The 19,062-nt window shown below is 70.6% G+C and carries 14 protein-coding genes; 9 read left to right on the forward strand and 5 right to left on the reverse strand.

Going from position 1 to position 19,062, the window contains the following annotated elements:
* Positions 1-15 precede the first annotated feature (15 nt).
* Positions 16-849 (reverse strand): MipA/OmpV family protein, encoded by an 834-nt coding sequence (locus ASD35_RS08425; protein WP_056874396.1) that lies wholly within the window; start codon positions 847-849, stop codon positions 16-18.
* A 218-nt stretch (positions 850-1,067) separates the two neighbouring features.
* On the opposite strand from ASD35_RS08425, the gene ASD35_RS08430 reads away from it, so the two are divergent.
* Positions 1,068-3,101 carry a DUF1631 family protein gene (locus ASD35_RS08430; protein ID WP_056874397.1) on the forward strand — a complete coding sequence of 678 codons (2,034 nt, stop codon included), beginning with the start codon at positions 1,068-1,070 and terminating at the stop codon, positions 3,099-3,101.
* Here ASD35_RS08430 and yihA read toward each other — a convergent pair.
* Positions 3,087-3,791 carry a ribosome biogenesis GTP-binding protein YihA/YsxC gene (gene yihA, locus ASD35_RS08435; RefSeq protein WP_056874398.1) on the reverse strand — a complete coding sequence of 235 codons (705 nt, stop codon included), beginning with the start codon at positions 3,789-3,791 and terminating at the stop codon, positions 3,087-3,089. The genes ASD35_RS08430 and yihA overlap by 15 nt on opposite strands.
* A 70-nt stretch (positions 3,792-3,861) precedes the next feature.
* Here yihA and ASD35_RS08440 point away from each other — a divergent pair, with 70 nt between their 5' ends.
* The 6 genes from ASD35_RS08440 to ASD35_RS08465 all read left to right on the forward strand — a co-directional run bounded on the left by ASD35_RS08440 (position 3,862) and on the right by ASD35_RS08465 (position 12,993).
* Entirely contained in the window at positions 3,862-4,482 is a 621-nt protein-coding gene (locus ASD35_RS08440) for a cytochrome c (RefSeq protein ID WP_056874399.1), read from the forward strand.
* A 76-nt stretch (positions 4,483-4,558) separates the two neighbouring features.
* On the forward strand, positions 4,559-6,652 hold the full coding sequence (locus tag ASD35_RS08445) for a cytochrome c biogenesis protein ResB (RefSeq protein WP_056874400.1): 2,094 nt from the start codon (positions 4,559-4,561) through the stop codon (positions 6,650-6,652).
* Positions 6,649-7,998: a c-type cytochrome biogenesis protein CcsB gene (gene ccsB, locus ASD35_RS08450; RefSeq protein ID WP_056874401.1), complete on the forward strand. Its 1,350-nt coding sequence runs from the start codon at positions 6,649-6,651 to the stop codon at positions 7,996-7,998. The genes ASD35_RS08445 and ccsB overlap by 4 nt, the downstream gene beginning before the upstream one ends.
* A 119-nt stretch (positions 7,999-8,117) precedes the next feature.
* Positions 8,118-9,074: a diguanylate cyclase gene (locus tag ASD35_RS08455; RefSeq protein ID WP_056874402.1), complete on the forward strand. Its 957-nt coding sequence runs from the start codon at positions 8,118-8,120 to the stop codon at positions 9,072-9,074.
* 19 nt (positions 9,075-9,093) lie between these two features.
* The gene (locus tag ASD35_RS08460) at positions 9,094-10,077 is read left to right on the forward strand and encodes an ABC transporter substrate-binding protein (RefSeq protein ID WP_056874403.1); all 984 of its coding nucleotides are present in this window, start codon (positions 9,094-9,096) and stop codon (positions 10,075-10,077) included.
* A 3-nt stretch (positions 10,078-10,080) separates the two neighbouring features.
* Positions 10,081-12,993: an ATP-binding protein gene (locus ASD35_RS08465; protein WP_056874404.1), complete on the forward strand. Its 2,913-nt coding sequence runs from the start codon at positions 10,081-10,083 to the stop codon at positions 12,991-12,993.
* On the opposite strand, the gene ASD35_RS08470 is transcribed toward ASD35_RS08465, so the two are convergent.
* Positions 12,990-13,829 (reverse strand): SDR family oxidoreductase, encoded by an 840-nt coding sequence (locus tag ASD35_RS08470; RefSeq protein WP_056874405.1) that lies wholly within the window; start codon positions 13,827-13,829, stop codon positions 12,990-12,992. The genes ASD35_RS08465 and ASD35_RS08470 overlap by 4 nt on opposite strands.
* Positions 13,830-13,935: 106 nt before the next feature.
* Here ASD35_RS08470 and ASD35_RS08475 point away from each other — a divergent pair, with 106 nt between their 5' ends.
* Positions 13,936-14,361: a helix-turn-helix domain-containing protein gene (locus ASD35_RS08475; RefSeq protein ID WP_056874406.1), complete on the forward strand. Its 426-nt coding sequence runs from the start codon at positions 13,936-13,938 to the stop codon at positions 14,359-14,361.
* Positions 14,362-14,367: 6 nt separating this feature from the next.
* Here ASD35_RS08475 and ASD35_RS08480 read toward each other — a convergent pair whose 3' ends face one another.
* Positions 14,368-14,838, reverse strand: a complete 471-nt coding sequence (locus tag ASD35_RS08480; protein WP_056874407.1) for an Lrp/AsnC family transcriptional regulator — start codon at positions 14,836-14,838, stop codon at positions 14,368-14,370.
* Between the two features lie 110 nt (positions 14,839-14,948).
* Between ASD35_RS08480 and ASD35_RS08485 the strand changes: the two genes are divergently transcribed.
* Positions 14,949-18,485 (forward strand): indolepyruvate ferredoxin oxidoreductase family protein, encoded by a 3,537-nt coding sequence (locus tag ASD35_RS08485; RefSeq protein WP_056874408.1) that lies wholly within the window; start codon positions 14,949-14,951, stop codon positions 18,483-18,485.
* A gap of 16 nt (positions 18,486-18,501) precedes the next feature.
* Here ASD35_RS08485 and ASD35_RS08490 read toward each other — a convergent pair whose 3' ends face one another.
* Positions 18,502-19,047, reverse strand: coding sequence for a DinB family protein (locus tag ASD35_RS08490; RefSeq protein ID WP_056874409.1), 546 nt, complete (start codon positions 19,045-19,047; stop codon positions 18,502-18,504).
* Positions 19,048-19,062: the final 15 nt, after the last annotated feature.

Below are 19,062 nucleotides of genomic sequence, written 5' to 3' on the forward strand. Positions count from 1 at the left end.
GCCCTCGTCGCCGACTCAGTCGCTGGCGCGCGCCGCCGATCGCATCAACGTGTAGGTCAGTCCGATGCCGACGCTCCCGCCCGTCGTCCGTCGCACGAGTGGGCTGTCGCGGTTCTCGGCGCCGGTCACGCTATCGACGCGGCCAAAGGCGAACAGCCGCAGGTCCGGCGTCAGCTGGCGCGACACGCCGCCCTTCAGCCGCCAGGCAATCAGCCCGGCACGCGCCGCATAGGCCGGCCGGTCCGGCAGCGCCTCGTCGGGCGCGACGGTGTAGTAGGTGGACGCGAGCCGGCGGTCGCCAACCAACATGCCCACGCTCACGCCATAGCTCCACGGATCACCCTTGGCGCGCCCCTCCAGGCCCAGCTCGGGCTCCAGGCTCATGCCGCGATGCCGGCGCAGGTCGCGCGCTTCGAACACACCACGCAGCGGCAGCTCGAAGGTCAGACGCCCGGCGGCGTCACGGCCGTTCAGGAACCAGCGCCCCACCGGCCCGAACTCGACCAGCGTGCCCAACCGCGGCATGCCCTCACGCGCGCGCAGCGACCTGCCGCCGGAACTCAGCGAGCCCGCGAACGACACGTCCAGCTCGAAGCCCTCGGTCTTCACTGCCCGCAGCCCAGCGCCCTCGTTGTCGGCCCGCAGCACCTTGCCGCGGTAGATCACGTAGGGCAGCACCGGCGTGCGCCGGACCTGCTCATCCGACCCCGGGTAGGCCTGCTGCGACAGGGTGCCGGCCGCGACCCCCAGCTCCCACAGCGGCAGATCGGGGCGCTTGGGCGCTTCGTCCTGCGCGGACGCGGCGGCACAGGCAAGACATGCGAAGCTGGCGGCGAAGAGGCGTTTCATGGATGAAGCGAGAGCCGGGACGGCGCGCATCATGCCTGCAGCGGCGCAGGCCCGCCGCCCAGGCGCCCCGCCGTCCCGGCATGGTGTTAGCGCCGCAAACGTGAAAACGTCCCGAACCGCCGCACCAGCCCCTGTGGATCAGGGGCCGTAAGCGAGGGCAACACGCCCGGGCGCCCCAAGCTGGGGCCAGATAATGGTCCGGCCGCCTCACCGAGCCCATGTCCGCCTCTCTGCACCCCCACGCCCTGCTCGACCACGCGCTGACCGAAGCCGGCCCGCTGGCCCGCGAGCTGATGAACGTCGTGCAGGACGAACTGGACGCCCAACCGCAGCATTTCCCGTTGCGCGAGGGATGGCGCAAGGTGCGCGCCACGTTCGCGGCCGACTTCGAAGGCAAGCTCATCGAACTGCTACAGGCCGGCCGCCGCGGCGAGGACCCGCTGCACCGCGTGCCGCTGCAGCTCGGCGGCGGCGATAGCCTCAGCCTCGTTGACGAACGCCAGGCGCTGCAGGACGTCGCCATTGCCCACGTCGCCCACGCCGCCGAGGAACTCAACCGGGCCGAGCTGCACCAGATCGGCAACTTCTACGCGGCACTGCGCGGCACTGCCCGCGCCCGCGAACGCGACAACCCGTTGCGCCCCGCGCTGTATGCCCATGCGCTGCACCACGCGCTGGCCGCCAGCCCCGTCAGTGCCGAGGTGCAGTACGAGCTGATGCGCGCCGCAGCGGGGCCGCTGGCCCGCGCGCTGGCCCGCCAGTACGGCCAGGCCTGCGCCGCGCTGCGCGCCGCCGACATCAGCGACATGGTCGCCTCGCACGGCCGCGCCCAGACCGACCCGCTGGCCCACCAGCGCCTGGCCGCCGCGCGCGGCATCGGCACGCGGCCCACGCCCCAGGCCACGCTGGACGGCCTGTCGCGCCGCGTCGATGCGGCCAATTCGCGCCCCCAGGGCCTGACTGCCGCCGCACCGCGCGACCCGAACGCGACCGCGCCCTTCGTGCGCACCACCGGGCCGGACATGCTCAGCCGTCTCTACGACCAGATCCTGGCCGACCCGCGCCTGCTGCCGCCGCTGAAGGCGCTGCTGGCGCGGCTGCAGATCGCCGTCGTACGCCTGGCGCGCAGCGACGCGACGCTGCTGCGCCGTCAGGATCACCCCACCTGGGCACTGCTGAACCGCGTCGCCGCGCACGGCATGGCCTTCGAGCGCGCCGACGACGAGCGCCTCGTCGACTTCCTGCGCTTCATGGAGGCCGAGGCCCAGCTCCTCGTCGACGCGCCGACGCCGACCGCCGCGCTGTTCCAGCAGGTGCTGGCGCGCGTCGATGCACGCATCGACAAGCAGGCGCGCCAGAGCAGCGAGCGCAATGCGGTGGCACTGGCGGCGCTGGAGCGGGAGCAACTGCGCACCGAGTGGCGCGAGCTGCTGCGCGAGCAGATCGACCACCAGATCGCCGATGCGCCGCTGGGGCCGCGCATGCACCGCTTCCTGCAGACGGCCTGGGTGGAGGCCATCGTCACGGCGATGGTGCGCCACGGCCGCGACTCCCAGGAGGCGCAGGCGGCGATGGAACTCGTCGACGCCGTCATCGACAGCCTCACCACGCCGCGCGACCAGGCCGACCGCGAGGCGCTGCGCATGCGGCTGCCGGTGCTGATCGAGCGCCTCATCGCCGGCTGCGACAGCATCCAGCTGCCCGAAGCCAAGCGCGAGCCGCCGCTGACCGAGCTGATGGCCCAGCACGCCCGCCTGCTGCGCGGCCTGCCGGCCATGGACCCGGGCGACCGCCGCCCCGCGGCGCCGCGGCCCGCGCAGGCCGGCAGCGCCGCGCCGTCCGCCGACGAGATCGTGCAGCGGCTGATGGAGGAGCGCGACTCGCAGGTGCCGTCGCATTGGCTCAGCGCCGATGTCGACCGCGGCGAGCTGCCGACCGTGCCGGTGCAGCTCTACGACGAGCACGCGTCGCCGGACGCACGCGCCGCGCTGCAGCGCTGGATCGACGGGCTGCAGATCGGCCGCTGGTTTCACATGTTCATCCAGGGCGACTGGCACACGGCGCAGGTCGCCTGGATCAGCGAGGGCCGCCAGTTCATGCTCTTCGTTGGCCGCGAGGCCGATGAGCGCCTGCCACTGACGCGCCGCGCGCTGGAGGCGCTGCTGGCCAACGGCCTCATCACGGCGCTGGAGGACGACAGCGTCGTCCAGCGCGCCGTCGACACGCTGATGAGCGACCTAGACGGAGGCTGACGCTTCGAAAGGCTCCGTGCCATGGGCCCATTCATGCAGGGCCAGCGCGACGTCGCCGACGCCGCTTTTCTTCAGCGCCGAGAACAGCGTCACCGCCACGTCGGAGGTCTCGGTCGTCAGGCCGGCGAGGAACTCGGTCGTCGCCCGCAGGGCCGCGTCGGCCTCCTTGCGGTTGAGCTTGTCGGACTTGGTCAGCAGCACCAGCAGCTTGATCTCGCCGGTCGCCACGCGCGCCGCAACGAACTCCAGCAACTGCTTGTCCAGGTCGGTCAGGCCCAGGCGCGAGTCGACCATCAGCACGACGCCGGACAGGCTGCGGCGCACCTCCAGGTACTCGGCCATGACCTTCTGCCAGCGCAGCTTTGCCGACTTGTTGACCGCGGCATAACCGTAGCCCGGCAGGTCGGCGAACAACGCGTCGGGCGCGTCCTTGGGGCCCAGCTCGAACAGGTTGATGTGCTGGGTGCGGCCGGGCGTCTTTGACGCAAAGGCCAGGCGCTTCTGCTGCGCCAGCGTGTTGATGGCGGTGGACTTGCCGGCGTTGGAGCGGCCCACGAAGGCGATTTCCGGCAGCTCAGTCGCCGGCAGGTGGACGAGCTGGCTGGCGGTCGTCAGGAAGCGCGCGGTGTGCGTCCAGGCCAGAGCCAGCTTCTCGGTGATCGGCTGGGCCTCAGGGATTTCGTTGGTCATGGCAGGGTCGGACGCTTTGGTCGGGCATTGTAAAATTCGAAAGTTGCGCCCAACGAAACCCAATAAATCCATGAAGACTGTCGCCACCCTCCTGTCGAGTCTGCTGCTGGCCACCGTGGCTCAGGCGAACGAGCCCGCCGCGGCAGCGGCCAAGCCCGATCTGGGCAAGGGCGGCGCCATCTCCACCCAGGTGTGCGCGGCCTGCCACACGGCCGACGGCTCGCGCGGCGCGCCCGCCAACCCCATCATCGCCGGCCAGCATGCCGAGTACCTCGCCAAGCAGTTGGTCGAGTTCAAGACCAACAAGCGCAAGAGCCCCGTGATGAACGGCATGGCCGCGCCGCTGTCGGAGGAAGACATCCGCAACGTGGCGGCCTTCTATGCGTCCAAGACCGCCAAGCCCGGTTTCGCGAAGAGCAAGGACACCGTCGCCCTGGGCGAGAAGATCTACCGCGGCGGCATCGCCGACCGCAACGTGCCGGCCTGCGCCGGCTGCCACGGCCCGAACGGCTCCGGCATCCCCGCGCAGTACCCGCGCATCGGCGGCCAGCATGGCGACTACGTCGAAGCCCAGATGGTTGCGTTCCGTAGCGGCGCCCGCGCCAACGGCCCGATGATGACGAGCATCGCCGCCAAGATGAACGACAAGGAAATCAAGGCGGTGTCCGACTACATCGCCGGGTTGCGTTGAACCTCTAGCAAGCCTCGAGGAACGAAGGCCGGTGTCCCCCACCGGCCTTTTTTCTTGGCCCTGATCCCGACCGCTGATGTCATCCCCCACCGCCTCCCGCCCCACCGCTGCCCGCGAGCTGCTGGACCTGCTCGCGTCCATGCGCTTCGCGATCACGCTGCTGAGCGTGATCTGCATCGCCTCGGTCATCGGCACCGTGCTGCGCCAGAGCGAGCCGATGGGCAACTACATCAACCAGTTCGGCCCCTTCTGGGCCGAGGTGTTCGGCCGCGTCGGCCTGTACACGGTCTACAGCGCGCCATGGTTCCTCGCCATCCTGACCTTCCTGGTCGTCTCGACCAGCCTGTGCATCGCCCGCAACACGCCCAAGATCGTTGCCGACCTCAAGAGCTACAAGGAGAGCGTGCGCGAGCAGTCGCTGCAGGCCCACCATCACAAGGCCATCGCCGAACTGCCGAGCAACCCGCCCATGGCGCTCGCCGAGATCGGCGCGGCGCTGACCCAGCTCGGCTGGAAGGCCCGCGTGCAGCAGCGCGAGCACGGCACCATGATCGCGGCCCGCCGCGGCGCGGCCAACAAGCTCGGCTACCTCGCGGCGCACTCATCCATCGTGCTGATCCTGGTCGGCGGCGTGCTGGACGGCAACGCCATGGTCAAGGTGGCGATGTGGCTGCAGGGCAAGCAGCTGTACACCGGCTCGGGTCTGGTGTCTGACATCAAGCCCGAACACCGCCTCAGCGTGGCCAACCCCAGCTTCCGCGGCAACGTGTCGGTGCCGGAGAAGCAGCGCCAAGGCATCGCGGTGCTCAGCCTGCCCAACGGCGTCGTGCTGCAGGACCTGCCGTTCGACATCGAGCTCAAGCAGTTCAGGGTCGACTACTACCCCACCGGCATGCCCAAGAGCTTCGCCAGCGACATCGTCATCCACGATGGCCGTACGGTCCGCGAGGCGACGGTGAAGGTCAACGAGCCCGTCATCCACCAGGGCCTGGCCATCTACCAGAGCAGCTTCGAGGACGGCGGCAGCAAGCTGCAGCTCAAGGCCTTGCCGCTGGCCGGTGGCGCGGCGCTGCCGCTGGAGGGCCGCGTCGGCACGCAGATGAAGTTCGGCGACCAGACGCTGGAGCTGGACGGCCTGCGCGTCATCAATGTCGAGAACCTCGCCAATGACGGCAACGCCAGCGGTGCGGACGTGCGCAAGGTCGACCTCGGCGAACGCCTGAGCCAGCATCTGGGCAGCGGCGCCAAGACCAGCACCGACAAGGCGCTGCACAACATCGGCCCGAGCTTCAGCTACAAGCTGCGCGACGCCGCCGGGCAGGCGCGCGAGTACAACAACTACATGCTGCCGGTCGAGTTGGACGGCCAGAAACTCTTCCTGGCCGGCATGCGCGAGACGCCGGCCGAATCGTTCCGCTACCTGCGCATGCCCGCCGACGAAAACGGCGAACTGGCCGGCTGGCTGCGGCTGCGCCAGGCCCTGGCGCAGCCGGCGCTGCGCGATGCCGCGGCGCGCGCTTATGCCGTCAGCGCCACGCCGCCGGGACAGCCGCAGATGGCAGAGCAGCTGCAGCTGACCGCCCAGCGCGCGCTCAGCCTGTTCTCCGGCGCCGCGGCCAAGCCGGGCGACGATGCCAAGGACGGCAAGGATGGCGTCCGGGGCGGCCTGCCGGCCCTGTCCCGCTTCATCGAGGCCGACGTGCCGGAGGCCGACCGCCAGCGCGTGTCCGAGGTGCTGCTGCGCATCCTCAACGGCAGCCTGTTCGAGCTGCACCAGCTCGCCCGCGAGCGCGCGGGCCTGCAGCGCGTGGCCACCGACGCTGCGACGCAGGCCTTCATGACGCAGGCCGTGCTCTCGCTGTCCGACAGCCTGTACTACCCCGCCCCCATGCTGCTGCAGCTGGAGAACTTCGACCAGGTGCAGGCCAGCGTCTTCCAGGTGGCACGCGCCCCTGGTCAGAAGCTGGTCTATCTCGGTGCCCTCTTGCTCATCGTCGGCGTCTTCGCCATGCTCTACATCAAGGAGCGGCGGCTGTGGGTCTGGATCGCGCCCAGCGCCGACCCTGGCGGCTCGCAGGTGCGCATGGCCATGTCCAGCACCCGCGAATCGCCCGACAACGCGGTGCTGTTCGCCCAGCTGAAGGCCGCCATCCTGAAGGAACGCTCATGAACACCACCACCTTCGACCTGCCGCGCCGCCACGCGCTGCAGCGGCGCGACGCGCTGGACTGGGTCTTCGCCGCGCTGGTGCTGCTCGGTGGCGGCTACGCCTTCAGCCGCTATCACGCGTCGATGGACGGCTACGAGCAAGGCATCCTGCTGTTCGCGATGCCGGCGCTGATCGCGCTGGGATGGTTCTGGAAGCCATTGCGCTGGCTGAGCGTCGGCGCCGGTGCGGCAGCGCTGGTGGCCATCGGCCTGTACGCCCAGCACACCGACGGCTTCGGCGCCGACCTGGCTGCGGGCGAGAAGGTCTTCTGGCTCAAGTACATGCTGTCCAGCCAGAGCGCCATCCTGTGGATGAGCCTGCTGTTCTACATGAGCACTCTCTTCTACTGGGGCGGCTTCTTCACCGGCGCGGGCCGGCACAGCGTGGCCGAGGTCGTCGGCTCCAAGCTGGCCTGGGGCGGCGTGCTGATGGCGCTGGTCGGCACGCTGGTGCGCTGGTACGAGAGCCACCAGATCGGCGCCGACATCGGCCACATCCCCGTCAGCAACCTCTACGAAGTCTTCGTGCTGTTCTGCTGGCTGACCACGCTCTTCCACCTGTACTACGAGCAGCGCTTCGCGACGCGTTCGCTGGGCGCCTACGTGATGCTGGTCGTCAGCGCCGCGGTCAGCTTCCTGCTCTGGTACACGGTGGCGCGCGAGGCGCAGGAGATCCAGCCGCTGGTGCCGGCATTGCAGAGCTGGTGGATGAAGATCCACGTGCCCGCCAACTTCGTCGGCTACGGCGCCTTCGCGCTGGCCGCCATGGTGGCGCTGGCCTACCTGCTCAAGACGGCCGCGACGCGCTCGCTGTGGATCGGCCTGGTCGCGATGCCCGTGGGCGTCATCGCCCTCATCCTGGCGGTGCGCTTCGGCGCCGCGCTGGATGCCGCCACCATCGCTGGCCTGGATGGCTGGGCGCGCAAGATCGCCGGCGTCGCCGTGTTCCTGGCGGTGGTCATCGCGCTGCGCAGCCGCCTGAGCGCCCGCCTGCCCGACCTGCCTCAGCTCGACGACCTCATGTACAAGGCCATCGCGCTGGGCTTTGCCTTCTTCACCATCGCGACCATCCTGGGCGCCTTCTGGGCTGCAGAGGCCTGGGGCGGCTACTGGAGCTGGGACCCCAAGGAAACCTGGGCCCTGATCGTCTGGCTCAACTACGCGGCCTGGCTGCACATGCGGCTGATGAAGGGCCTGCGCGGCACCGTCGCGGCCTGGTGGGCGCTGGTGGGGCTGCTGGTGACGACCTTCGCCTTCCTCGGCGTCAACATGTTCCTGTCGGGCTTGCACAGCTACGGCACGCTGTGACGCCTCGCCCCCGAACGCATCCACCCCGCGGCAGCGGCCGTTGCGGCTGGCGCGGGTCATTTCTTTCGTTGCGCCGCTCGGGCCGATAGCCGCCACGACGCGCCATTCACCGACCGAACATGAAGCTGCCTGCCCCGGAGACCTGGCCCACGGAGCTCGACGCGCGGCAGAGCCTGCTGCTCGTCGACGACGACGCCGCCAGCGTGCAGGTGCTGGCGCGCATGCTGCACGGCCTGGGCGAGCTGCGCTTCGCACTGTCGGGCGAGGACGCGCTGCGCCTGGCGCACGAGAGCGCGCCCGACCTCGTCCTCATCGATGCCGAGATGCCAGGCCTGTCGGGGCTGGAAGTCTGTGCCGCGCTGCATGCCGACCCGCTGCTGGCCGACGTGCCGGTCATCATCGTCACCGGCCACACCGAGGTGGCTGCCGAGGTGGCGGGTTTTGCAGCCGGAGCGGCGGACTTCATCCGCAAGCCGCCGGTGGCCGAGGTGGTGGTGGCGCGCGTGCGCACGCAGCTGCGGCTCAAGGCGCTGGGTGACGCGCTGCGCGCCTCGGCGCTGACCGACGGCCTGACCGGCCTGTCCAACCGCCGCCGCTTCGACCAGGACCTGCACACCGAGTGCGAGCGCGCGCGCCGCGGCGGCGACAGCCTGGCGCTGCTGCTCGTCGACGTGGATCATTTCAAGCGCTACAACGACCACTACGGCCACGTCAGTGGCGATGCCTGCCTGCGCGAGGTCGGCACCGCCATCCGCGCGGCCATCCGCCGCCCCGGCGACCTCGCCGCACGCTACGGTGGCGAGGAGTTCGCCGTGCTGCTGCCCCAGACCGACGCGGCCGGCGCGCGCGGCATGGCCCAGCGCGTCGTCGATGCCATCGGCGCGCTGGCACTGCCGCACGCGGCGGCGCCCTCCGGCGCCATCAGCGTCTCGGTCGGCTGGGCAGCCGCGCGGCCCGACCAGGACCCCAGCCTCATGGCGAGCCGCGGCGAGTCCCTCGTCGAGGCCGCCGACCGGCGGCTGTACGCGGCCAAGGCGGCCGGCCGCGGCCGCGTCGGCGAGGCCGAGCCCGGCTGAGCGCCGGCACAATGCGGCCATGCGCCTCACCCAGCAGACACGTCCAGCCCTCGCTAACCTGCTGCTCGCGCTGACCCTGCTGTTGATGCCGCTGGCCCGCGCCGCCGCTGCGCCGCTGGTGCTGGCGGTCGGCGAGACGCCGCTGTTCGCGCCGCTGCAGCTGGCCGGCCTGGAGGGTCATTTCGCGGCCGAGGGGCTGGACGTGCGCGTGCTGCCCTGCATCAACGGCCGGCGCTGCCTGAAACACCTGACCGACGGCGAAGCCCAGATGGCCACAGCGGCCGACACGCCGATGGTCTTCGCGCTGCATTCGGGCCATCGCTTCGACATCGTCGCCACCTTCGGCACCTCGTCCAAGGACACGATGATGGTGGCACGCCAGGACCGCGGCATCCGCACGCCGGCCGACCTGGCCGGCAAGCGCATCGGCGTCGTGCGTGGCACCAGCGCGCACTACTTCACCAACGTCTTCCTGCTCGTCAACGGGGTGGCGCGCGACTCGGTCACGCTGGTGTTCCTCGATCCGGCGCGCGGGGCCGAGCCGCTGCTGCGCGGCGAGGTCGACGCAGCGGCCCTGTACCGCCCCGTTGGCCCGCAGGCGGTCGAACAGCTGGGCGCCAAGGGCCTGGTGCTGCCGACGCTGCGGTCCTACACGGTCACGGTCAACCTGGTCGCCCAGCCGGGCCTCAGCCAGGACACGCTGCTGCGCCTGCTGAAGGCCGTGCAGCGCAGCATCGCGCTGCTGAACAGCGAGCCGGCGCGCGCCCACGCCCGCCTGGCCACGTTGTGGAAGCAGGACGCCAAGGCGGTGGGCGTCCAGCTCGAAGGCTATGAATTCCGCCTCGGGCTGGACCAGACGCTGCTGTCCACGCTGGAGGCCGAGTCCCGCTGGGCGACACGCGAGGGCCTGGTGGGCGGCGCCGGTGCGCCGGACTATCTCGAACTGATGCGCATCGAGCCGATGCGCGCCCTCGACGCGCGCGCGATGACCGTCATCAAGTAGCCCATGCGCCTGCGCCCCGCCCTGATGACCTGCGTGATCGCGGCGCTCGCGGTCGTCGGCCTGCGCCTGACGACCATCGCGATGGAGCGCCAGTCGTCCGCCCGCAACGACGCGCTGCGCGAAACCGTCGAGGTCATCGCCCGCGACGCCGCCGGCCTGCTGGTGCTGACGCAGGACTACGGCCTGTACCACAGCGAACGCGCCGCGCGCCAGTGGGCGCTAGTGCATGAGCGCCTGAGCCGCGCGCTGGCCGACTATGCGGAGGCGGGCCAGGCCAGCGAGGTGCAGGAGCTGCAGGACACGGCGCGCAACCTGCCGCAAGTCTTCGCGGCGCTGCGCCAGACCTCCCGCGGCGGCGTCGACGACGACACCGTCGTGCGCCGCGAGACGCTGACCGACCAGCTCGTCAACGAGACCCGCCGCGTCAGCGATGGCGCCTTCGACCTGTCGCGCAGCCTGACCGAAACCCGCCGTCGCGACGCGGTGCGCCAGCGCTGGCTGGCCGTCGCGACGCAGGCCACGCTGCTGGCGCTGACGCTGCTGCTCGCCGGCCTGCTGCTGCGCCGCGTGCTCGGGCCCATCGACCGGCTGCGCCGCGTGGCCCAGGCCGTCGAGGGCGGCGACCTGGCCGCGCGCAGCGGGCTCCGCAGCGGCGACGAGCTGGGCCAGCTGTCGCAGGCGCTGGACGCGATGACCGAGGCGCTGCAGCAGCGCGAGGCGGCGCTGCGCGACTCCAACCGGCAGCTCGCGCAGAACGAGGCGGTGCTGACCGAGGCGATGCAGGCGGCCGACGCCGCCAATGCGGCCAAGACCGAATTCCTGGCCAACATGAGCCACGAGATCCGCACGCCGATGAACGCCGTCATGGGCCTGAGCTTCCTGCTCGAGCGCACGCCGCTGGATGCCGACCAGCGCGAGCTGCTGGGCAAGATCAGCAGCGCCAGCCGCTCGCTGCTGGACATCATCAACGCGGTGCTGGACCTGTCCAAGATCGAAGCCGGCGAGATGGTGCTGGAGGCCGCCCCCTTCGACCCCGCCGCGCTGCTGCGCGACATCGCCAACCTGTTCCGGCCGCAGGCCGACGGCAAGGGCATCGCGCTGCAGCTGGACCTGGAGCCCGGCCTGCCGGCGCTGCTGCTCGGCGACGCGCCGCGGCTGCGCCAGATCGTCAACAACCTGCTGTCCAACGCGATCAAGTTCACCGCCGAGGGCCAGGTGCGCCTGGCCGCGCGCAGCAAGCCGGGCGCGCGGCTGACGCTGGAGATCGCCGTCGAGGACAGCGGCATCGGCATCCCGGCCGAGGCGCTGGCCCGGCTCTTCACGCCCTTCACGCAGGCCGACAGCTCGACGTCGCGCCGCTACGGCGGCACCGGCCTGGGCCTGTCCATCGTCAAGCAGCTGTGCGAGCTGATGGGCGGCAAGGTGGACGTCAGCAGCAACCCGGGCGCGGGCACGCGCTTCGTCGTGAGGCTGCCGTTCGAGCCGGCGCAGCTGGCGCCGGGCCTGCCCAGCCGGCCGCTGGCGCTGCTGCTGGCCAGCGACGACGCGGCCCAGCGCGATGCGCTGCAGCGGCTGTGCGCCGACCTCGGCTGGCAGGCCGAGCCGCTGACCGACGTGGCCGCGCTGCAGGCCCGGCTGGCCGGCGCGCCGGCCGACCTGCTGCTGCTGGACCACCGCCTGCTGCAGCCGCTGAACCCGGCCGCCCAGCACGCGCTGCAGCGGCGCCTGGCGACGCTGCCCTGCGTGCTGATGAGCCGCGCCGCCGGTGCGGCCGGGCCCGGCCGGCTGCGCCTGCCGGCCGATGTGTCCAGCCTGTTCGACGCGGCGCATGCGGCTCTGGCCCAGCACGGCACGGGCGAGTCGCTGCTGGCCAGCACGCGCGGCGCGACGGCCGTGCAGTTGCTGCCCGGCGTGCGCGTGCTCGTCGCCGACGACAGCCCCATCAACCTGGAGGTGGTGCAGCGCATCCTCGAACAGGAGGGCGCCCGCGTGACGCTGGCGCAGGACGGCGCCGCCGCCGTCGCGCTGTTGCAGGCCACGCCCGACGGCTTCGACCTGGTGCTGATGGACGTGCAAATGCCGGTGCTCGACGGCCTGGCCGCGGCCCGCCACATCCGCGCCGAGCTGGGCCTCACGGCGTTGCCCATCCTGGCGCTGACAGCCGGCGCGCTGCTCAGCGAGCGCCAGCGCGCGCTGGACGCCGGCATGAACGGCTTCGTCAGCAAGCCCTTCGACCCGGCGGGCCTGGTGCAGCTGCTGCGCCAGCATGTCGAGCGCCTGCGCGGCCGGCAGCTGCCAGTCGCCCCGCGCGCCACCGAGGCGCCCGCGCCCGATGGCTGGCCGGTGCTGGACGGCATCGACCGCGAAGAGGCCCGCCAGCGCCTGCAGGGCGACGCGGCCTTCTTCGCACGGCTGCTGGAGCGGCTCATCAACGAGTTCGCCGACATCGGCGCCGAGGCCCCTCCGCTGCCGGATGCCTCGGCGGTTGCGGCGCGCCTGCACAAGCTGGGCGGCAGCGCCGGGCTGCTGGCTGCACGGCCGTTGCGCGAGGCCGCCCAGCACGCCGAAGCGCAGGCGCGCGCGGGCGCCGACTTCCGCGAGGAGCTGGCCGAGGTGCGCCGCCGGATGACGGCGCTGAGCGCCGCCGCGCGGCCCTGGCTGCTTCAGCAGCGGGCCGCGCAGGAAGCCGCCAAACCCGCCGCCGGACCGCTGGACGACGAGGCGTTGGCGCCGTTGCGCCAGGCCTTGTTGACGCAGGACCTGGCCGCGCTGGACCTCTTCGAGAAGCTGGCGCCGGCGCTGCAGGCCGCCTGCGGCGCGGACGGCCTGGCGCGCCTGCGCGACGCGATGGGCCGGCTGGATTTCGCCGCGGCGCTGCAGCAGCTCGGTGCCGCGACGCGCGGTCCCCGGGCTTAGCCCGCCAGCGCCTGCCGGTGGTCCTCGGCATAGGTGCGCAGGCTGCGCGCCGCCTGCCCCGTCAGCCGCGGCACCGCGTCGGTCACCGCCGCAGTCCAGCCCTCGCGGACCGGATGGAAGATGGCGGCGAGGAATTCCGCATACGCCCTCGACACCCCGGCGCTGCTCAGCTGGTCGATGAAGCGCGCATCGTCGACGGCCTCGTAGCGCACCGGCTTGCCAAGGACGTCCGACAGCAGTTGCGCGGCCTCGGCGTAGCCCAGTGCTTCGGGGCCGGTCAGGTCCCAGGCCTGGCCGTCGAAGTCGCCGCGGCTCAGCGCGGCAGCGGCGCTGGCGGCGATGTCGCGCGCGTCGATGAAGCTGGTGCGGCCCTGGCCCGCCGGCACGGCGATGACGCCATGGTCGACGCCGGCCTTCCAGTAGGTGTGGAAGTTGTCGGCGAACCAGTTGGGCCGCAGGATGACGAAGGGCGTGCCGGAGCGCTCGATCGCGAGCTCCACCTGCCGGTAGGGGATGTTGTCGTCAGCATTCACGCCCATGGCGCTTTGGAAGACGATCTTGATGCGCCGCGCGGCCAGCAGCTCGACGACCGGCAGCAGCAGCGCCAGCGCCTCCACATGGCCGGCCGGCAGCATCAGGTAGGCACGGTCGACGCCGCCCAGCGCGGCGGCGAGCGTGGCCGGGTTTGCGTAGTCGAACGCCACACCCGCGGCGCCCTCGACGGCGTGGCCCGAGCGCGTCGCCGCGATGACCTTTTCGCCCTGTGCCAGCAGTGCCTTCACCAACGGCCGGCCGACATTGCCACCCGCGCCCAGCACCAGAATCGTTCCGCTCATCAGTCACTCCTTGGTATCCATTGGAAACCAGTACATTGGAGCAACTCCGGCCCATCCTTCCAAGCAGGCACCTGCGCAGCACCAGGTTCCCTGCAGGTAACCACCCATGAGCGCACGCCCCTCCTTCGCCTACGACGTCTACGAGGACGAATGTCCCACCCGCTTGGTGCTGGGGAGGCTGGCCGACAAATGGGCGCTGCTGATCCTCGACCGGCTGCGTGACGGGCCGATGCGCTTCAGCGCGCTCAAGCGTGACATCAAGCGCATCACGCAGAAGGTCCTCACGCAGACGCTGCGCAAGCTGGAGCGCGACGGGCTGATCTCGCGCACGGTGACCGCCACCAGCGTGCCGGTCACCGTCGAGTACGCGCTGACGCCGCTGGGCGACACGCTGACCGACACCATCGCGACGTTCGCCCATTGGGCCGAGCGGCACATGGACGCCGTGCTGGCCGCGCAAGCCGCTTTCGATGCCGCGGCGCAGGCCAGCCGTGAGGCGGTGGCCGGCAGCGTCGTGCACCGATTGCGCTGAAAGCCCTCACCCCACCGGCAGCGCCGTCTCGTACTTGACCTCGCGCAGCACGACGTTGCTGCGCACGCTGCTGACGCCGGGCAGCTTGAAGATGTGCTGCTGCAGGAACAGGTCGTAGGCCTTCATGTCGGCCGCGACGACCTTGATGACGTAGTCGGCCTCGCCGGTGATGGCGTGGCATTCGATGATCTCGCGCCGCGTGCCCACCAGCCGCTCGAACTGCTCGACCGCGCCCTCGCTGTGCCGCACCAGGCTCACGTTGGCCAGCACGCAGATGGACAGGCCGATCTTCTCGCGGTCCACCAGCACGACCTGGCCGCGGATGACGCCGCGGTCCTCCAGCTCCTTCACGCGCCGCCATACCGGCGTGGCGGACAGGCCGACCTTCTCCGCCAGCGCCTGCGTGGAAAGCCGCGCATCGACCTGCAGCGCTTCTAGGATCTGCAGGCTGGCGCGGTCGAACTCGTTCGTTTCCATGATTCCCCTCTTTGGAGAAGAATCATCTCACCCACCATGCAATCCATCGGCAATGAGGCAAGTTCTTCCGCCGTTGCGGAGGAAGAATTTCCGGCCCCGAGGAGCCTCCAATGTCCGACACCCCCGCGCTGCGTCCCTACGAGCTCAGCGACAACCTCGCCGCCCCCAGCGGCGCCGTCTTCCTGACCGGCACCCAGGCGCTCGTGCGGCTGCTGCTGGCGCAGAAGCAGCAGGACGAACGGGCTGGACTGAAGACGGCCGGCTTCGTTTCCGGCTACCGCGGGTCGCCGCTGGGCATGGTCGACCAGCAGCTGTGGAAGGCCAAGAAGTTCCTCGACGCGGCGCACATCGAGTTCCTGCCCGCCATCAACGAAGACCTGGCCGCCACCGCCTGCCTGGGCGTGCAGCGCGTGGCGCTGGACCCGCAGCGCACCGTCGATGGCGTGTTCGCGATGTGGTACGGCAAGGGCCCGGGCGTGGACCGCTCGGGCGACGCACTCAAGCACGGCAACGTCTACGGCACGTCAAAGCAAGGCGGGGTGCTGGTGGTGTGCGGCGACGACCACGGCTGTGTGTCCAGCAGCACGCCGCACCAGAGCGACCAGGCGCTGCAGGCCTGGAGCATGCCGCTGGTCCACCCGGCCAACGTCGCCGAGTACCTGGAGTTCGGCCTGTACGGCTGGGCGCTGAGCCGATTCTCGGGCGCGTGGGTGGGCTTCAAGGCCATCTCCGAAGTGGTGGAGAGCGGCATGACCGTCGATCTCGACAGTGTGGCGCTCGACTTCGAGCATGCCGTCGACTACACCGCGCCGACCGACCTGCACATCCGTTCGGTCGACCTGCCCTCGCTGGAGCTGGAGTCGCGCCTGGGCCACAAGATCGAGGCGGTGAAGGCCTTCGCCAAGGTCAACAGCATCGACAAGCACATCGTCACCAGCCCCGCCGCGACGCTGGGCATCGTGACCGTCGGCAAGGCGCATTACGACTTCATGGAGGTGCTGCGCCGGCTGGACCTGGACCCGAACGCCTTGGCCGCCGCGGGCGTGCGCGTCTACAAGGTGGGCCTCGTGTTCCCACTGGAGCCGACGCGCATCACTGAGTTCTGCAGCAACCTGACCGACGTCCTGGTCATCGAGGAGAAGGGCCCGGTCGTCGAGCGCCAGATCAAGGAACTGCTCTACCACCTGCCCGAGTTCCAGCGCCCGCGCGTCGTCGGCAAGACGGACGAGCATGGCGCACCGGTGCTGAGCGCGCTCGGCGAACTGCGGCCGAGCCGCATCATGGGCACCGTGGCCGACTGGCTGGCGCGGCTGAACCCGGCGCTGGACCGCCGCCACCTGGTCGTCGACTTCCTGACGCCCTGCCTGCTGAGCAACGCCGCCGACGGCGTGCGCCGCCAGCCCTACTTCTGCTCGGGCTGCCCGCACAACACCAGCACCAAGCTGCCCGAAGGCTCGCGGGCGCTGGCCGGCATCGGCTGCCACTTCATGGCCAGCTGGATGGAGCGCGGCACGTCGGGCCTCATCCAGATGGGCGCCGAGGGCGTGGACTGGGCGGCGCACTCACGCTTCACGAAGGAAAAGCACGTCTTCCAGAACCTGGGCGACGGCACCTACTACCACTCGGGCTACCTGGCCATCCGGCAGGCCATCGCGGCCAAGACCAACATCACCTACAAGATCCTCTACAACGACGCCGTCGCGATGACCGGCGGCCAGCCGGTGGACGGCCAGACCAGCGTGCCGCAGATCGCGCGCCAGGTCGAAGCCGAAGGTGTGAAGCGGCTTGTCGTCGTGTCCGACGAGATCGGCAAGTACGACGACCACCATGGCCTCTTTCCCGCCGGCACGACCTTCCACGACCGCAGCGAGCTGGATGCCGTGCAGCGCGAGCTGCGCGAGATCGAAGGCGTGACGGTGCTGATCTACGACCAGACCTGCGCCGCCGAGAAGCGCCGCCGCCGCAAGAAGAAGGAGTTTGCCGACCCGCCGCGACGCATCTTCATCAACGAGCAAGTGTGCGAAGGCTGCGGCGACTGTGGCGTGGCGTCGAACTGCCTGAGCGTCGTCCCGGTCGAAACCGACTGGGGCCGCAAGCGCGCCATCGAGCAGAGCAGCTGCAACAAGGACTTCTCCTGCGTGAACGGCTTCTGCCCCAGCTTCGTGTCCGTGCACGAGCCGGTGCTGAAGAAGAAGGCCGGCGCCACCTACACCGCGCAAGACCTGGCCCGCGAACTCGCGGGCATCGCGGCGCCCGCGGCCTGGAACTGGACGGGGCCTTTCGACCTCCTCGTCACCGGCGTCGGCGGCACCGGCGTCGTCACCGTCGGCGCGCTGGTCACCATGGCCGCCCACCTCGAAGGCAAGCAGGCCTCCGTGCTGGACTTCATGGGTTTTGCGCAGAAGGGCGGCGCGGTGCTGAGCTTCGTGCGCGTCGCGCCCACGCTCGACCTGCTCAACCAGGTGCGCATCGACACCCAGCAGGCCGACGTGCTGCTGGCCTGCGACATGGTGGTGGGCGCCTCGCCCGATGCGCTGGGCACCGTCAAGGCCGGCCGCACCGTCATCCTGGCCAACACGCACGAGCTGCCGACCGCGAGCTTCGTGCGCAACCCGGATGCGTCGCTGCAGGGCGACTCGCTGCTGGCCAAGATGAAGTTCGCCGTCGGCGAGCAGGGTTCACTCGAAACCCTCGATGCGCAGGACATCTCGCAGCGCCTGATGGGCGACACGCTGCCCAGCAACATCATCATGCTGGGCGCCTGCTGGCAACGCGGCCTGGTGCCCGTCAGCGAAGCCGCGCTGATGCGCGCCATCGAACTGAACGGCGTCGCCGTCGAGGCCAACAAGACCGCCTTCGCGCTGGGGCGCCTGGCCATCGCCGCGCCCGACGCGATCGCCAGGCTGGCGGGCGACGTCAACGTGGTGAAACTCTTCAACTACGACCAGCTCGATGGCCCGGACGGCCTGATTGAGCGGCGTGTGAAGTTCCTGACGGACTACCAGGACGCCGCCTACGCGGCGCGTTACCGCACGCTGGTCGACCGCGTTCGCGCGGCCGAGTCATCGCTGGGCAAGGGCCAACGGCTCACGCAGGCGGTGGCGCGCTACTACGCCAAGCTGCTGGCCATCAAGGACGAGTACGAGGTCGCGCGCCTGTACACCGACGGCCGCTTCGAGGCCGCGATGAAGGACCAGTTCGAGAACTGGGAGCGCATCTCCTTCCACCTTGCCCCGCCGTTGATCTCCAGGCCCGGCGCCGACGGCCGCGCGAAGAAGATCGAACTGGGCAGCTGGACCTTCACGGCCTTCAAATGGCTGGCGAAATTGAAGGGGCTGCGCGGCGGCGCGCTGGACATCTTCGGCAAGACCGAGGAACGCCGCATGGAGCGCCAGTTGATCACCGACTACGAAAAACTGGTCGACGAGATCCTGGCCTCACTGACGGCTGCCAACCTCAACACCGCGGTCGAACTGGCCCGCCTGCCCGAGAAGATCCGCGGCTACGGCCATGTGAAGCACGCCAACGTCGTCGCGGTGAAGCAGCAGTGGCAGGCGCTGCTGGACCGCTTGCACGGCAAGGCGGCCGAGGTGGTGGCCCAGCCGGTCGCGCTGCCGGTGCGAGTGAAAGGAGTGGCGGAGCTGTAGCCGCGTCAGCGCCGGGTCACACCGGCTCTTCCCACCCCAGCGCCAACATGTCCCCGCCGCGGTGCACCGAATCCCCCAGCATGATGAAGTCATCCAGCTGCGGCGGCTTCACCGACGTGCCGGCCAGCATCGCGTGCGCCTGGCCGCGGTGGTGGGTCTGGTGCATGAAGAGATGGGCCAGCACCCGCCCCAGCGGCTCGCGCGGCCCCGCTGCGATGCCGGCGCCGCGGTCGAAGGCAATGATGCGGTCGTCGTCGTCCGCCGCCAGCCCTTCGCAGAAGGCGATCAGCCGTTGGTCGCTTTCGTCCTGCCGCCCGGCCAGCTCGGTTGCGGTGCGGGCCGGCACGTAGGTGGCCCAGATGTCGCGCATCGCCGCGTCGCCGTGCAAGGCGGCGATGTAGTAGTGGTCGACATTGAGGATGTGGTTCAACGTCAGCGCCAGGCTCGGGAAGAAGCTCGTGCGCGGTGCGTGGAAGTCGGCCTCGGACAGCTGGGCCACGGCCCCCAGCAGGCGGCGGTTGGCGAGGCGGTTGGCGCGGGCCTGGATCAGGTGGAGGTTCATAACGTCCAGATTGTG

It is taken from the genome of Pelomonas sp. Root1444 (assembly GCF_001426885.1).
Classification (GTDB): domain Bacteria; phylum Pseudomonadota; class Gammaproteobacteria; order Burkholderiales; family Burkholderiaceae_C; genus Pelomonas.

Excerpts from the sequence above, each read along its gene's own strand:
- ASD35_RS08440 (WP_056874399.1), top strand. The coding sequence starts at position 3,862 with ATGAAGACTGTCGCCACCCTCCTGTCGAGTCTGCTGCTGGCCACCGTG.
- ASD35_RS08430 (WP_056874397.1), top strand. The coding sequence starts at position 1,068 with ATGTCCGCCTCTCTGCACCCCCACGCCCTGCTCGACCACGCGCTGACC.
- ASD35_RS08475 (WP_056874406.1), top strand. The coding sequence starts at position 13,936 with ATGAGCGCACGCCCCTCCTTCGCCTACGACGTCTACGAGGACGAATGT.
- ASD35_RS08485 (WP_056874408.1), top strand. The coding sequence starts at position 14,949 with ATGTCCGACACCCCCGCGCTGCGTCCCTACGAGCTCAGCGACAACCTC.
- ASD35_RS08460 (WP_056874403.1), top strand. The coding sequence starts at position 9,094 with ATGCGCCTCACCCAGCAGACACGTCCAGCCCTCGCTAACCTGCTGCTC.
- yihA (WP_056874398.1), bottom strand. The coding sequence starts at position 3,791 with ATGACCAACGAAATCCCTGAGGCCCAGCCGATCACCGAGAAGCTGGCT.
- ASD35_RS08425 (WP_056874396.1), bottom strand. The coding sequence starts at position 849 with ATGAAACGCCTCTTCGCCGCCAGCTTCGCATGTCTTGCCTGTGCCGCC.
- ASD35_RS08480 (WP_056874407.1), bottom strand. The coding sequence starts at position 14,838 with ATGGAAACGAACGAGTTCGACCGCGCCAGCCTGCAGATCCTAGAAGCG.
- ASD35_RS08470 (WP_056874405.1), bottom strand. The coding sequence starts at position 13,829 with ATGAGCGGAACGATTCTGGTGCTGGGCGCGGGTGGCAATGTCGGCCGG.
- ASD35_RS08490 (WP_056874409.1), bottom strand. The coding sequence starts at position 19,047 with ATGAACCTCCACCTGATCCAGGCCCGCGCCAACCGCCTCGCCAACCGC.
- ASD35_RS08445 (WP_056874400.1), top strand. The coding sequence starts at position 4,559 with ATGTCATCCCCCACCGCCTCCCGCCCCACCGCTGCCCGCGAGCTGCTG.
- ASD35_RS08455 (WP_056874402.1), top strand. The coding sequence starts at position 8,118 with ATGAAGCTGCCTGCCCCGGAGACCTGGCCCACGGAGCTCGACGCGCGG.
- ccsB (WP_056874401.1), top strand. The coding sequence starts at position 6,649 with ATGAACACCACCACCTTCGACCTGCCGCGCCGCCACGCGCTGCAGCGG.
- ASD35_RS08465 (WP_056874404.1), top strand. The coding sequence starts at position 10,081 with ATGCGCCTGCGCCCCGCCCTGATGACCTGCGTGATCGCGGCGCTCGCG.